This is a genomic window from bacterium, from assembly GCA_026708055.1.
Taxonomy (GTDB): Bacteria; Actinomycetota; Acidimicrobiia; order Acidimicrobiales; family CATQHL01; genus VXNF01.
The window spans coordinates 16,645-31,492 of sequence record JAPOVS010000034.1; the positions used below are offsets into that span (position 1 = coordinate 16,645).

8 protein-coding genes and 1 pseudogene are annotated in these 14,848 nt (G+C 65.2%); 5 read left to right on the plus strand and 4 right to left on the minus strand.

Annotated elements, in window-relative coordinates:
- Window positions 1-56 precede the first annotated feature (56 nt).
- Together OXG55_06440 and OXG55_06445 are read left to right on the plus strand one after the other, a co-directional pair.
- The gene (locus OXG55_06440; protein MCY4102884.1) at window positions 57-2,093 is read left to right on the plus strand and encodes an FAD-dependent oxidoreductase; all 2,037 of its coding nucleotides are present in this window, start codon (window positions 57-59) and stop codon (window positions 2,091-2,093) included.
- An 8-nt stretch (window positions 2,094-2,101) separates the two neighbouring features.
- Window positions 2,102-2,236, plus strand: a complete 135-nt coding sequence (locus OXG55_06445) for a hypothetical protein (protein MCY4102885.1) — start codon at window positions 2,102-2,104, stop codon at window positions 2,234-2,236.
- A gap of 46 nt (window positions 2,237-2,282) precedes the next feature.
- Here the strand turns inward: OXG55_06445 and OXG55_06450 are convergent, their stop codons facing one another.
- The 4 genes from OXG55_06450 to OXG55_06465 all read right to left on the minus strand — a co-directional run bounded on the left by OXG55_06450 (window position 2,283) and on the right by OXG55_06465 (window position 8,431).
- Window positions 2,283-3,830, minus strand: a complete 1,548-nt coding sequence (locus OXG55_06450) for a response regulator receiver domain (GenBank protein MCY4102886.1) — start codon at window positions 3,828-3,830, stop codon at window positions 2,283-2,285.
- A complete protein-coding gene (locus tag OXG55_06455; GenBank protein ID MCY4102887.1) occupies window positions 3,827-6,691 on the minus strand; it encodes an ATP-binding protein in 2,865 nt (954 codons plus the stop codon). Before OXG55_06455 ends, OXG55_06450 begins: the two co-directional genes overlap by 4 nt.
- Before the next feature lie 32 nt (window positions 6,692-6,723).
- Entirely contained in the window at window positions 6,724-7,851 is a 1,128-nt protein-coding gene (locus OXG55_06460; GenBank protein MCY4102888.1) for a DNA cytosine methyltransferase, read from the minus strand.
- Window positions 7,852-8,005: 154 nt separating this feature from the next.
- Window positions 8,006-8,431, minus strand: coding sequence for a very short patch repair endonuclease (locus tag OXG55_06465; GenBank protein MCY4102889.1), 426 nt, complete (start codon window positions 8,429-8,431; stop codon window positions 8,006-8,008).
- 274 nt (window positions 8,432-8,705) lie between these two features.
- Between OXG55_06465 and OXG55_06470 the strand changes: the two are divergent.
- The 3 genes and pseudogenes from OXG55_06470 (at window position 8,706) to OXG55_06480 (ending at window position 14,824) form a co-directional block, all read left to right on the plus strand.
- Window positions 8,706-10,682 (plus strand): annotated as a pseudogene (locus OXG55_06470) (class I SAM-dependent DNA methyltransferase).
- Window positions 10,683-10,892: 210 nt separating this feature from the next.
- A complete protein-coding gene (locus OXG55_06475) occupies window positions 10,893-11,375 on the plus strand; it encodes a restriction endonuclease subunit S (GenBank protein MCY4102890.1) in 483 nt (160 codons plus the stop codon).
- Window positions 11,372-14,824, plus strand: a complete 3,453-nt coding sequence (locus tag OXG55_06480; protein MCY4102891.1) for a DEAD/DEAH box helicase family protein — start codon at window positions 11,372-11,374, stop codon at window positions 14,822-14,824. The genes OXG55_06475 and OXG55_06480 overlap by 4 nt, the downstream gene beginning before the upstream one ends.
- Window positions 14,825-14,848: the final 24 nt, after the last annotated feature.

The following is a 14,848-nucleotide window of genomic DNA, read 5'->3' on the forward strand; positions in this document are numbered from 1 at the left end:
CCTCGGCCGAACCGCCACGACCGGAGTCGGTGATGGCACCCGCGGGTTCAGTTGATATGGCCGGACTCGAACTGATCTGGCGGCCGCTGCAGATCGGCGCCACCACGGTCAAGCACCGCATCATGGTCGCGCCGCACGGGCAGGCCTACGGCGAGAACCACGCGCCGGGCGACCGCATGATCGCCTACTTCGCCGAGCGGGCCAGGGGAGGCGCAGCGCTTGTGGGCGTCGAGGCGACCTCCGCCAGCCGGCATCTCAGCGGCGCCCAACCCGGCGGGGCCACCTCGGGCTGGCGGCTCACCGCCTACGAGCGACGCACGATCCCCGCCTACGCGCGGCTTGCAGAGGCGGTGCATGCCCACGAGTGCGGGATCTTCGTGCAGCTCAGCACCGGCGGCGTCAACGACGTCGGGCGGGCTTGGACCGACAACTGGCACCCGGTGCGGGGCCCGTCGCGGGTGCCGTCGCCGATCATGAACGAGACACCGGTCGCTCTCGGCAAGGCCGACATCGACGAACTGACCGGCGACTACGGCCAGTCGGCCGCCAACCTTCACGAGGCCGGCATCGACGGCGTGGAGATCCACGCCGCCCACGGCTACCTCGGCATGCAGTTCATCAGCCCCGCCTTCAACAAGCGCACCGATGCCTACGGCGGGTCGGTGGCCAACCGCTGCCGCTTCTCCATCGAAGTAGCCGAGGCGATCCGCCGCCGTGTCGGGGACGCCATCACCGTGGGGTTGCGGCTGTCCTTCGACGAGTTCATCGGCGACGCCGGCGTGACCCCCGAACTGGCGGAGGAGTGCCTCGAGGTCCTGGCCGCCACCGGTCTCTTCGACTACTTCAGCATCTCGTGCGGGAGTTGGTACTCGCTGCACCGCACGGTCCCGCCGATGGGCTCGGCCCCCGAGGCGTTCCTGGCGCCGTACGCCAAGCGCGCCAAAGCGGTGGTGGGTGACCGGGCCAAGGTGTTCGTGGCGGGTCGGGTGCTGGACCTGGCCACCGCCGAGCGGGTGATCGCCGACGGTGCCGCCGACATGGTGGCGATGGTGCGCGCCCACCTCGCCGACCCGTTCCTGGTGACCAAGACGAGGGAGGGCCGCGAGCGGGAGATCGTGCGCTGCGCCGGGACGAACGAGTGCATGGCCGCGCCCGCCAAGGGACGTCAGGTCACCTGCGTCGTCAACCCGGCCACCGGCCGCGAGCGCGACTGGGGCGAGGGCACACTCCGTCCGGCCACCGAGCCGAAACGGATCACCGTCGTGGGCGGCGGACCGGCCGGGATGCGCGTGGCAGGGGTTGCCGCCAGGCGCGGCCACGAGGTCACGCTCATCGAGCGCGGACCGAGGCTCGGTGGCCATCTGGACCTGCTGCGGCGGCTGCCCACCCGGGGCAACTGGCAGGTGGTCGTCGACGATCTGGCGACTGTGCTCGACATGAATGGCGTCGAGGTCCGCCTCGGCCAGACGGCAACGGCCGAGGGGCTGGTCGCCGCAGCGCCCGACGCGGTCGTCTGCGCCACCGGTTCGACGTGGGATCGCACGGGATTCTCAGCCGCCCGCCCCGATCGGGAGACGATGCCGGGAGCCGACGGGGACCGCGTGCTGGACGTCGCAACCGCGACCCTGGCCGCACTCGACTCCCCCGAGGCACTGGGCGCCAAGGTCCTGATCCTCGACGACACCGGCACGTACCTGCCGCTGGGGTTGGCGGAGGTCCTGGGCGAGGGGGGCGTCGAGGTCGAGGTCCTCAGCCGGTTCCCCGTCATCGGCGAGTTGGTGGCGGGCACCCAGGACCTCCCCTGGCTGCTGCCACGCCTGGCGAAGCTCGACGTCCGTCTCTCACCCAACCACTTCATCGAGTCCATCGACGGACGCCGCGTCGACGTCTACGAGACCCTCACCCGCCGGCCGCGGCACGTTGCCGGCGTCGACACGGTCGTGCTCTCGATGATGCGCAGCCCGCAGGACGCCGTGTTCCGGGAACTGAGCGACACCGGTCCGATCCCCACCTACTGCATCGGCGACGCCGTGGCCCCACGCTCGGTTGCCGAGGCCATCTACGAGGGCGAGAAACTCGGCCGCGCCCTATAGGTTGGCGGATGGATCGAAACGCTATGTGCAGTCCGTACGAATTGCCCGATTTGCGCGTCGGTGACCGGCAGGAGCCCGACCCGCTGGAGCGCTACTCCTGGCCGGAGTTGCGAGAGCTGATCTACGGCGGCGACGGGCCCTGATGCTCGAGATTGACACCCGCATCGCCAAGTGCGGAGTGCCGGATCGCTAGGAGCCAGCTTTCCGCCTGAACCACTCGGAGGCGTCGATCCCGGCGCGGGACGCTGCCGATGTGAGTCCCTGGACGGCTTGGGATGCCAGTTCAGGCCGTAGTCGGGTGACCGCTCGGTACTCGGTCGCTCGGCGCTCGGCGTCATCGACGGATGTGAAGCGCCAGTCCGAGGGTTGGCCGTGGGCGACCACTGCGCCGGCACAAGTCGGCTTGAACTTAGGCATGGCAAGTTTGTGCGGAGCCGTGTCGAACCGAATGCGGACCAGTGTGTTCTCCGGGGAGCGAATCACGGCTTCCGGGTTTTGCTCGTCCGGACGGAGTCGCAGCATCGGAAAGGCGCGGCAACCTTTGAGTCGAACGCTGTCGCACAGAGGCTGTATGCACAGCCAGTAGCTGCCGGACTCATCGCGAAGGACCACGCCGAGTTCGAGCCGTGGCGCTTTCTGGCCGAAGTCACTGGAACTCATCATGACGGCGAGTGTCTCGCTTGAGGCCTCACCATTACCGAACGCGGCCGTCAGATCATCGACCGCCTTGGTTACCGCCGAGTCGCCCAAACCGATTCCCGGCAGGCCACTGACGATTGCCTCTCGCGCCAATAGCTCGTCAGCAAGGGCCTTCACGTCCGACGAGACGCTTTCCGACCGCCTCAGCCGCTCTGCAAGTTCGCTTGGACTCCCGCCGCTCGTTGTCCGCGTCAGTGACTCAGCCACAGAATCGATGGTCCAGACGTCACCCACGAGCGCGTCGTGCAGTGCTCGCTCGAGGTCGCCGGCGAGCAGGCGGATGAACTGGGGTCCGGCGTCGTCGGCTTGCGGCAGCAGAGCTCGGTGCACGAGCCCTCCGGCGTCCAGATCGGACCCGAAGTTCGTAAGAATCCTCGGAGTGGAGTCGCGCACTGCGTTGACGCCGCGAAAAACGAACTGAGGCATGAGCCCCCCGACGATCATCTCAAGGTCGTCTCGTATCCGCGCCGGAAGATCGCTATATGGGGCAGTCCTCCAATCCTCGCCGCCGACCAACGTGATTCCCGGCTTCCCGAAGACGAGCACGACCGTGTTCTCGCATCGCAGTACGAAGTCGTGAGTCTCCTCGAAGTCCGTTTCCTCCGTGAGGCGGTCGACGATGGCACTCAGCCGTGGCGCTCCGGTGAAGATGACGACGACTGTCAGACGACCCTTGTTCGCCTCGGCGACTTCGGAGATCATCCCGATTGTCCTGGTGTCGTCTCCGAACAGCAGCCAGTCGAGTATCAGCAGGTCGGCAATTTGAGCACCCTGACGAGCCAGAGCCATGAGATCGGACTCACTATCGTGTGGCTGGAGGACACCGCACACGATTCCCTCGGCGATGAACGCATTGACAAGCTCCGCTGGGTGGACCGGTGTTGCGTCATCAGCCGGAGGGGAAACGAGGCCGGGCTGCGGCTCGACGGGGAGGCCAGCTGTCTCGTCGGCGCCGAGTTCCTCCAGCGGGCTGTGGTAGCCCTGCACGCGATCGTCTATGACCAGCGCTGTGCGGAAGTATTCGCTGATTGCGGTCATCGGCGCCTCTCTCGCTCCTTAATTCTTGGACGGATCAGGAACTCCGTGCCGCCATCGCGGTCGCCGAGGTGGATCGACCACCCGGCACGTTCGAGGACCTGGCTCGCAATTGCCAGACCGAGGCCGCTTCCGCCGGGCTTGGTGGTGAAGCCGAAGTCGAACACCCGGTCGGCTATGTCCGCCGTAATCCCGGGACCGCTGTCTCGGTAGACGAGCGTGTCGCCGCGCTTGTCGAGTTCAATGACCTGGGTCGATCCGGCCGAGTCTCGCTGGATCCAGTACAGGCTGTTGTCGACCAGGTTGATGAACACCGGATAGAAGGTGGAGGTGTAGCCCTCGAGTCTGGCGGCTTGAAACTCCCGGCTCGGACGGATCTCGACGCCCACGTCCGCCAAGCGGTCTCGGAATAGCTCGTCGAGGTAGCGCGAGATGTCGCTTCCCTTGATGGTCGTCGGGGTGCGCCGCAGCCGCCGCTGCATTGGCGTGAGCAGCGTGAGATAACTCTCGAGATGGTCGATGTCTCGTCGCAGGTCTTCGTAGAGTCTGACGAGTTGCGGGTTCTTCTTCGCCCACGCCCCAACTCTTCGCACGTCGCTGCGGATACTGGAGATGGTGGCCTGGAACTCGTGGTCGACGACGGCCAGAGCCATGCCGAGTTGCACGAGTTCCAATTGCGCGTCCGCTTGGGCGCGTAGTTCGACGATCTCGGCGTCTGCGGCGGCGGCGAGTTCGGTGGGATCGGGTGCCCCGCTGCTGAAGACGAGCCTGCTCGATTGGACGAGGTTGACGACCCGTATGAGCGCTCTCCTGGATTCGGTTGCCAACGCGTCCACTGCCTGCTCGAACCGGGCCTGATCCTGGATCCATCCGCTGCTGGTCGAGGTAGTTGGCACGGCTATGGCGTCGAGTTGCCTGTTGAAGTCCTCGCGGAGTCCCGCCAGAGTGGCGCGCACGGCGGTGGCCAGTCCCGCCAATGCGCTACCGGCCTCTCCTTGGGCTTCGCTGACTCGGCTCCTCGCCTGCGAGATGCGGCCCTCGACGAACTCGCGCCGTTCCCTCTCGTCCGCTTCGAGGGCGGCCAGCCGCTTCTCGGTGGTCGCGACCAGGTCGTCGACGGTCTCCAAGGCCGGCCGGACGTACGATCTCTCGATCTCCTCGATGCCGCGTTCGAGGGTCGTCATGTCCCGGCGCATCGGCTCGGTCGGAGCGAAGCCCTCGGGCTCGTCGAATTCCAACGACATTGTGAGTTGACGTAGTGCCCACCTCGCAGCGGCAACACGCTGAGAGGCGGGTTGAAGTCGGTCACAAGTGTCGAGTTCCGCCGCGAGCGTCTGCACGATCCCCGCCGTCTCCTGTTGGAAGTTGGTCTCGTTGAGGTACTGCACCCCGCCAGCAAGCTGGGCGCGCAGTCTTCGCCGTCCCTCCCTGGCTCGCTTATCGCGTTCCTTGCGTAGTGCATCCTCCCTCGCGAGCCGCTGCCGGCCCTTCTCGTAGGCCCCGACCCGAGGGCTCTCGGCCCGGAAGAACGTTGCCGCGAGTTCCACGAAGAGGTTGATAAGTAGACCCCTGAAGTCCGAGTATGCGCGACCCTGGGTGAATCCCTCCCTACCCGCCTTCTCTTGCAGGGTGTTGTTGTGTTCGGTCGACAGACTGACGGCACCGAACATCCGCCTGTAGGAGAAGTAGTAGTAGCCAGCACCCAGCGTTCGCCGTTCCTCGATTTCCAGATAGTCCACGTCGGGGCGGCCATACGGCTGGACGCGGATGCCGTCCATGTAGACGTAGAGGCCGCCGAGTTGGCGAAGCCGGGTTGTCATCGTCGCGAACGCGTCCGGTTCGAGTCGCGATTCACTTCGTTCGCCCTGAACGACTCCGAGTTCGAACGCGAAGCACCCGCATCGTGGCCGCAACGGTTTCGGACACGGGATGTCGACGTCGGTTGGTTCTTCGTCGAAGATCCGGATCGTTCCCAGGAAATTGCCGTTCTCGTCGAATTCGCCGAGGACGTGGTGATCTGCTGACTCGAAGTCGGACGTGCCGAAGAAGTCGCCGGGCTGCAGGAGGCTCTCGTCGTCGCCGCCGTAGCGGTGATCGACGAAGTCGACCGAGAACTCGGGCGTGGTCGGGCTCCCGAGCCACACGTCGGTGAAGCCGTGCAGCGTCCTTTCCAATGACGAGGCGTCCTCTGCTCGTGGGCTCTCGAGTTCGGGGGGTAGGTCCTCGGACACCGGGGAGATGAGGAACACCGTGCCGCTCGTCCTGATCGGTTCCAGATCGGGCAGTGCCCGGTAGGGATCGTCAGGTATGGCGTCGAGGGCCGCCAGGATCTCGTCCATCCGGTGTGACCACGAGGCCGAGGTGTCCAGCGCACGGAAGTTCGCGACGGCCTCCGCGATCGGTGTCTTCAGCTGGCCCACGTCAGCCGCAGTGAGGTCGCCGGAGTCCAACTCGACGAGCCCGACGGGCACCTCATCCAGGTCCACACGCGGCAGCTCGAACATCTTCCAGCTGACGAGCGCGGCGACCGCGGGATGACCGTCCCGCTTGGATACGACGAGCACCTGGCTGCCGAGAGCGCCGATGGCGAGACGCCCGATGCCCTTCTCGCCGAGTTGGACCCTCGGCCGCATTCCCGGCGGTGCCGACGTCGAGCCGCGTTCCAACTTCGACTCGGTGGCGATGGTGAGCCAGTGCTTCTCGAAGGTCTCCCGATCCATGCCGACGCCGTCGTCGCTCACGACGAGCACGTTGTGGGATCGGAAGAAGTCCGCGATCGCAACGGTGGCATACGCGTCGTAGGAGTTCTTGAAGAGTTCGCTCAGCGCGGTCGGCAGGCTCGCGATCTGCTGCCTCCCGAGCATGTCAACCGCCCGCGCTCGGGCACGGAAGCGAGTCATGCTGCGGCGTGCATCAGCGGCCCCGAGACGGAAGCGCCGGGAGAGTCCTCGTCCCTGGAGTCGTCCTCGGCCACACGTCGGGCCTGTGCGACGTGCTCCACTAGGTGCCGCCCGAAGTGCCGCGCGAGGACGACCGGTACCGCATTGCCGATCTGCCTGGCCTGGGAGGTCAGGCTTCCGGCGAACTCGAATGAGGTGGGGAAGGTCTGTAGTCGCGCTGCCTCCCGAGCGCTGAGTGCCCGATCCTGGGATGGGTGGCCGAAGCGCCCGTTGCTGTAGCTGATGCACCTCGTGGTCAGCGCCGGTGCCGGCTTGTCCCAGTTGAGTCGGCCGTATACGTCGGTGTGACCTTTGAAGCCGTCTCGATGGCAGTCGGACCAGAGTCGTGCTGGCCAGTCCCGGCGGTCGCCGCCCTCCGGCGTCGCCCGGATCCGCTCGAGGTTCAACTTCGAGAGCCTCATGGATCGATGGCTGCTGATGTCGGACTCCCTCTGCCCGGCCGTGATCGGAGGAAGCGAACCGATCCACTCCCTCACCGTCGAGTGCGAGCATCCGGCTGCCGGGCCGTGAGAGGGACCCGGCAGATCGATCGGTCCGAGGCGGCTGGCCACGAGCACGAGCCGGCGTCTCGTCTGGGGCACGCCGTAGTCGGCACTGCAGACGGTGCCGTAGCTCACGTGGTGCGTCCTGCCCAACTCCTCCACGAAGTCGGCGAACGGACCCTCCGAAGCTGATACCCGCTGCATTCCGGGCACGTTCTCCACGAAGATCAACTCGGGGTTGAGGGCCGTCACGAACCGGAGGAACTCGATCAGCAGGAACGATCGGCTGTCTTCGGCCAACGGCTGCTGCCGGTGTCCGGCGAACGGCTGGCACGGGGCGCACCCCGCGAAGAGCATGACCGATTCCGATGCCGGCTGCAGCAACTCGCCCACGTCGGCGACGCGTACTTCACGGATGTCTTGCTCGATGACAGGTGTGGCCGGGAAGTTCATCCGGAAGGTCGTCACCGCGTCGCGATCCCAGTCGACTGCCAGCATCGGGGAGATGCCCGCGTCGGCGAATCCACGCGTCGTGCCTCCACAGCCGGAGAAGAAGTCCGCGAGGGCGATATCGACGCTCATTTCGGGTGCCTCGGTGGTGCTCAGCACGGAAGTTCGCCCCTTGTCATCACGGCCTGCCAAGCTACTTCACCAGATGGGTGTGACATCACGCGCTGCATGGACCCGAGCGGCTGGAACCCCGTGCCCAGCGGTGCCGAGAGGCCAACGATGGTGCTCACCGCTGGAGTTCCAGTCGGCGCCGAGTGTGCGCCACCTGCACGCGGTCGGCAGCGGTTGCAATCTCGTGCTCCCACAGGCGCAGGGACTCCCAGCCGTGCTCTCGGAGGAGGCGATCGGTGTCCGCGTCGCGTGTACGGTTCATCTCGATCTTGTCCCGCCACCACTGCGAGTTGGTCATCGGCCATGTCGCATGTGTCGGGCAGCCGTGCCAGAAGCAGCCATCCACGAAGACAGCGAGCCGGATCCCGACGAACGCGATGTCGATTGACCTCTGGGGGTTACCTGGAACCGGGTATCCCACTCGATAGCGCATGCCGCGGCGATGGAGTGCGCGTCGAAGCACCAACTCGGGCTCAGTGTCGCGGGTGCGCTGCCGCGACATCCGTGACGAGGCGGGTGCTCTGGTGCGACTGTCGATCACTGCGACAGAGGCAGCGTAGCCGGAGCCGGGGCAGTGTTCCGTCGGGTGCGCGGCCTGCCGGGGAGTCGCATGCACCGGGAAGACCCCTCGATCGAGTGCCGTCGCCAGTCGCTCTCGGCTCGGCCCGACGGCGTTCGCTAGTTTCTAGGGCTTGTGAGGACGCAACTCGCCAGGACGAGACGTTGCGTTGCTTCCGGGTGCCGTCTCGGCAGTGCGATCCTGTCATTATTGCCGAGATCTCCGCGTTAGATCAGAAGTCATCGGGGTGATCAGCGTGGGTGGAGATGTAATCAATAATCACGCTGGGTTCATCTGGTCTGTGGCGGACTTGCTTCGGGGTGTGTACAAGCAGTCGGAGTACGGGCGGGTGATCCTGCCGTTGACGGTGCTGCGTCGGTTGGACTGCGTCTTGGAGCCGACGAAGGCCGACGTGCTGGAGTTGGTCGAGGAACTGCCGGTCTCGCTGCAGAACCGGGATCCGCTGCTGAAGCAGGCGGCGGGGCAGTCGTTCTTCAACACGTCGCGGCACACGTTTGCGACGCTGCTGGGTGATCCGGACAACGTCGCGGGGAACCTGCGCAATTACATCGCGGGGTTCTCGGAGTCGGCTCGGGACATCGTCGACAAGTTCAAGTTTGACGTGCAGATCGACCGGCTTGACGACCGCAACCTGCTGTATCTGGTGGTGTCTAAGTTCGCCGACATCGATCTGAGTCCCGAGACGGTGTCGAATCTGGAGATGGGGTACCTGTACGAGGAGTTGATCCGCAAGTTCTCCGAACTGTCGAACGAGACTGCGGGCGAGCACTTCACGCCGCGCGAGGTGATCCGGCTGATGGTGAACCTGCTGTTCGTCGACGACGACGAACTGCTGACCAGGCCCGGCGTCGTGAAGACCCTGCTCGACCCGGCGTGCGGCACCGGCGGGATGCTCTCGGTCGCCGAAGACCACCTCCGCTGGCTCAACCCGCAGGCCAGTCTGAAGGTGTTCGGCCAAGAGTTGAACGACGAGACCTACGCCACCTGCCGCGCCGACATGCTGATCAAGGGTCAGGAGGCCGCCAACATTCGCTTCGGCAACTGCTTCGACGATGACCAGCACCAGGGCGAACGGTTCGACTACCTGCTGGCCAACCCGCCGTTCGGGGTGGAGTGGAAGATGGTGGCCGACATGGTTCGGGACGAGCATGCTCTCCAGGGCTTCGCGGGCCGCTTCGGTGCCGGTCTGCCCCGCATCAACGACGGCAGCTTCCTGTTCCTGCAGCACATGATCTCGAAGATGAAGCGGCCCGAAGAAGGCGGCGCCCGGCTGGCGATCGTGTTCAACGGCTCCCCGCTATTCACTGGCGGGGCCGGATCCGGCGAGTCGGAGATCCGACGCTGGATCATCGAGAACGACTGGCTCGAAGCCGTCGTCGCTCTGCCAGATCAACTCTTCTACAACACCGGCATCTCCACCTACTTCTGGATCATCACCAATCGCAAGGCTTCCAAGCGCCGGGGCAAGGTTCAACTCATCGACGCTCGCGAAAGCTTCACCAAGATGCGCAAGAGCCTCGGCGAGAAGCGGAAGGAGATCTCCGACGCGCAGATCGACGAGATCACCCACCTTTACGGAGCCTTCGAGGAGAGCGCGCAGGTCAAGATCTTACCCAACGAGTCATTCGGGTTCCTGCGTATCACCGTCGAACGCCCTCTACGCCTCCGCTGGGAGATCACTGACGACACGCTCGCCGCCGTCAAGGACAACGGGAAGCTCGCAAGGATCGGCGCGGAACAGCGGGAGGCCCTACTCAAGAAATTCCGAGCCTGCCACGGCGCGGCCCGCACCAGCGAAAAGGCTGCCCGAGAACTCGCCGAAGAAGTGCTGCTATCAGCAGGTATAGACAAGACCGCGGCGCGCGTCAAAGCTGTCATGGGCAGTCTCGCCATCCGAGATCCCGAAGCTCCGATTCTCATGGACCGCGCTGGCGATCCTCAACCCGACCTTGATCTGCGAGACTACGAGAACGTCCCGCTGCCCAAAGTCAGCGTGACCTTCGAAGCTGATCCGACCGCCCGACTTGACACGGTCGAATACCACACGGCTGTCGACGACTACATGGCCTGCGAAGTCATACCCTACGTTACGGATGGATGGTACGAATCCACCAAGACAAAGATCGGCTATGGAATCCCCCTCACCAAATATTTCTACAATCAGATTGTACTTCGCTCCCTAGTTGAAATCGACGCAGAGATGGTTGCGCTGGTCGAGCGCTTGCGACAACGACACGCATCGTTAGGTTCCGAGACGCTGCAGCAAACGAAAAACAAGACGAGAGCAGTACGCCTAAAGAATGTTGCAGATATTCGCGTTAGCAATGTTGACAAGAAGACTGTTGAAGGCGAGCTGCCTGTCCGCCTAATGAACTATACGGAGGTCTACTATGGCGACCGGCTAGTTCCGGAGTTAGACTTGATGAACGCGACCGCCAGCAAGAGCCAATTGAAGTCATTTCGCCTCATACCTGGTGACGTTATCATTACAAAGGATTCGGAGACACCTGATGATATCGGAGTCGCCGCATATGTTGAGAGATCATCGGACAATCTCGTGTGTGGGTATCACCTAGCTATTATCCGTCCGAACCCGGATCTTATCGATGGCAGATACCTCTATTGGTCGATGTGTTCTGCCGATGTAGCTCGACAGCTGTCGTCTAGTGCAACTGGGATTACGCGGTTCGGGCTTCGAATTGATGCAATTGCGGACGTAGAGATTGAGATCCCATCACTGACAGTACAGCGCGAGATTGCGGATCACCTCGATGCGCAGACGACTCGAATCGATGCCTCTATCGATGAATTGCAGACACAAATCGAACTCTCGCGCGAATACCGGCATGTACTAATCACAGATGCGATAGCTGGCGAACCGCCGAGCGCGAGTGATCCGGGATGAATTCAACTAGTGAGGTGGCGTTCGAGGAGCACGTCGCGTTCTGGCTCGTCTCACATGGCGGCTATCGTCGGGTGAAGGTCGGCAACGTGGGGGTTGGGCCGCGGGACTTCGATGCTGAGGCGGGCGTCGATACTGCTGATCTGTTCGAGTTCATCGGGGCCACGCAGGGGCGCGAGTGGGGTCGGCTTGTGGATTCGGCGTACGGGGGTGACCCGGACGGGGCGCAGGCGGGATTCGTACAGCGGCTCGCGTCGGAGTTGGATCGGCGGGGGACGGTGGACGTGCTGCGTCGCGGCGTGGTGGATCGCAACTTCAAGATCCGGTTGGCGTTCTTCAAGCCCGCCCATGGGCTGACGCCGGAGTTGGCGCAGCGCTACGAGGCGAACGTGCTGTCGGTGACCCGGCAGTTGCCGTTCGATCCGTCGAGTGCGCGGACTGTTGATCTGGGGCTGTTCGTGAACGGGATTCCGGTGGCGACGGCTGAGTTGAAGAATCCGCTGACGGGCCAGACCGTCGAGAACGCCATTGCCCAGTACCGAACCGACCGTCCAGACACGAATAGGACGCTGGGCCGGCTGGGGATGGTGCACTTCGCGGTCGATCCGTTCTTGGTGGCGATGACCACGCGTCTCGCCGGCAGGCAGACTCGGTTCCTGCCGTTCAATCGGGGCCACAATCTCGGCGCGGGGAACCCGCCGAACCCCGGTGGGCATGCCACTGCCTATCTGTGGGAGCAGGTGTGGTCTCGGGATGCGTGGATGGACATCCTGGGCCGGTTCATCCATGTGGAGAAGCCGTCGAAGGGGTCCAAGGCTCGCCCGGAGGTGATCTTCCCGCGGTTCCACCAGTGGGACGCGGTACGGCGGTTGGAGGCCGACGCCAAGCAGCGGGGGACGGGCCGGAGTTGTCTGGTGCAGCACTCGGCAGGGTCGGGCAAGTCGAACTCGATCGCTTGGTTGGCGCACCGGCTGTCGTCGCTGCACACCGACGACGACGTGAAGGTGTTCGACAAGGTGGTGGTGATCACCGACCGTGTGATTCTCGACAGGCAACTGCAGGACACCATCGGCCAGTTCGAGCACGCCGTCGGCGTGGTGCAGCGCATCGACGAGGACTCCGCGCAGCTCGCCGCGGCGCTGGCCGGGGAGCAGGCCCGCATCATCGTGACGACGCTGCAGAAGTTCCCGTTCATCTTCGACAAGATCGAGTCGTTGCCTGACCGCAGCTACGCGGTGATCGTGGACGAAGCGCACTCGTCGCAGACCGGCGAGGCGGCCACCGAGTTGCGCCGGGTGCTGGGCACCGCCGAGCCGGACATCGACCCCGACGCCGAGACGACCGACGCGGAGACGCTGCTGGCCGCGGCGGTGGCGGCGCGGGGCCACCAGCCCAACCTGTCGTTCTTCGCGTTCACCGCCACGCCCAAGGGCCGCACCCTGGAACTGTTCGGCGAAGTCGGCGCCAGCGGCAGGCACGAGCCGTTCCACCTGTATCCCATGCGCCAGGCCATCGAGGAAGGGTTCATCGAGGACGTGCTGGCCCGCTACGTGACCTACAACCAATACGTCCACCTGGAGAAGACGATCCTGGAGGACCCGGCCTACGACACCGCCAAGGCCCGCAGCGCGCTGGCCAAGTACGTGGCCTTCCACCCCGAGAACCTGGCGCAGAAGGCCGAGATCATCGTGGAGCACTTCCGCACGAAGATCGCGGGTCAGATCGGCGGGCAGGCCAAGGCGATGGTGGTGTGCTCGTCGCGGCCTCACGCTGTGCGGATGTGGGAGGCGCTGCGCCGCTACGCCGCCGACTTGGGCTACGGGCTGGGGGTGTTGGTGGCGTTCTCGGGGGAGGTGGAGGGCCTGACCGAGACGAAGGCCAACGGCTTCGGTGAGTCGCAGACCGCCGAACGCTTCGACACCGGCGACTGGCAGATCATGGTGGTGGCCGAGAAGTTCCAGACCGGCTTCGACCAGCCGAAGCTGGCGGCCATGTACGTCGACAAGACCCTCACCGGCCTCGCTGCGGTGCAGACCCTGTCGAGGCTCAACCGCACCCACCCCGACAAGTCCGGCACCTTCGTGCTGGACTTCGTCAACGACGCCGACGCCATCGGCGAGGCGTTCGCCGTGTACCACGGCAAGACCGTGGCGCCGCCCACCGACCCGAACCTGCTGTTCGACACCCGCCGCGGCCTCGATGCCTTCGGCGTGCTCGACACCGGCGAGACGGCGCGGACCGCCGCGCTGGTGCTCGGCGACGGCAACCACGCGCAGGTCCACGCTGCGCTGCAACCCGCCGTCGACCGCTTCGACGGACTCGACGAGGACGACCAGGAGGTGTTCCGGGACGCGCTGGCGCGGTTCGTGCGCGTCTACAGCTTCCTTTCGCTGGTGGTGCCGTTCCGCAACGCCGACCTCGAACGCGACTACCTGTACTGCCGGGCGCTGGCCGCGCTGATCCGGGGCCGCCCGCCCGGCCAGGGCATCGACCTGGGCTCGGAGGTGGAACTCACCCACCTGCGCCACGAACTGACCTTCGAGGGCTCCGTCGGGCTGCCCGCCGGCGAGGGCGAGGTCAGCACCATCTACTCCGGCACCGGGCCGCAGACCGATCCCGAACAGGAACCCCTGTCGCAGATCATCGCCCGCATAAACGAGCGCTTCGGCACCGACTGGACCGACGAGGACCGCCTCGTGTTCGAGGCCGCCGCCGGCGACCTTGTCGACGACGCCGAGATCCAGAACCAGGCCCTCAACAACGACGAGGCCACGTTCCGGGACCACGTCTTCCCCGAGCGCTACCAGAAAGCGCTGCTGTCACGCGGCGACCGCAACAGGCAGCTCGTCTACGACTACCTCGACAGCGCCGACCTGCAGGCCGAGATCGTCGCCATCTTCGCCGCGAGCGTGCAGCAACGAGCCATCGTCGCCCGCCAGCGGACCTGCCCCATCGGCGACCTCCTCGGCACCGACCGCGAGTCGCAGTTCCTCGAGTACAAGTCCACGCTGCGCTGGGACATCAACCGTCAGAGCAAGGGTGGCGCTCCTGAGGACGCGGCCATCAAGACTGTCGCCGGCTTCGCCAACTCCGAATTCGGCGGCACCCTCCTCGTCGGCGTCGCCGACGACGGCACCGTCTGTGGCCTTGAAGACGACTACGCCACCTTCTCTGAGCGCGGCCAGAAGGGGGACCAAGACCTCTGGGGCCAGCACCTCCAGAACCTCATCCGCAGCCGCCTCGGCGACTCCGCCCTCGCGCTCGTCACCTGGCAATTCCACACCATCAACGGCGACCAACTGGCCCGCATCAGCATCGGCCCCGCCAACCACCCCGTCCACGAACGCACGGGCGAACAGCGGATCCTCTGGCACCGAACCCCCACATCCACCATCGCCGTCACCGACCCCCAAGAACAAGACCGAATCATCGCCCGCCGCTGGCCGGCGTGACCAGGACGCGGGTTCTCCGTCGCA

Excerpts from the sequence above, each read along its gene's own strand:
- OXG55_06440 (MCY4102884.1), top strand. The coding sequence starts at position 57 with ATGGCCGGACTCGAACTGATCTGGCGGCCGCTGCAGATCGGCGCCACC.
- OXG55_06445 (MCY4102885.1), top strand. The coding sequence starts at position 2,102 with ATGGATCGAAACGCTATGTGCAGTCCGTACGAATTGCCCGATTTGCGC.
- OXG55_06450 (MCY4102886.1), bottom strand. The coding sequence starts at position 3,830 with ATGACCGCAATCAGCGAATACTTCCGCACAGCGCTGGTCATAGACGAT.
- OXG55_06455 (MCY4102887.1), bottom strand. The coding sequence starts at position 6,691 with ATGCTCGGGAGGCAGCAGATCGCGAGCCTGCCGACCGCGCTGAGCGAA.
- OXG55_06460 (MCY4102888.1), bottom strand. The coding sequence starts at position 7,851 with ATGAGCGTCGATATCGCCCTCGCGGACTTCTTCTCCGGCTGTGGAGGC.
- OXG55_06475 (MCY4102890.1), top strand. The coding sequence starts at position 10,893 with ATGAACGCGACCGCCAGCAAGAGCCAATTGAAGTCATTTCGCCTCATA.
- OXG55_06480 (MCY4102891.1), top strand. The coding sequence starts at position 11,372 with ATGAATTCAACTAGTGAGGTGGCGTTCGAGGAGCACGTCGCGTTCTGG.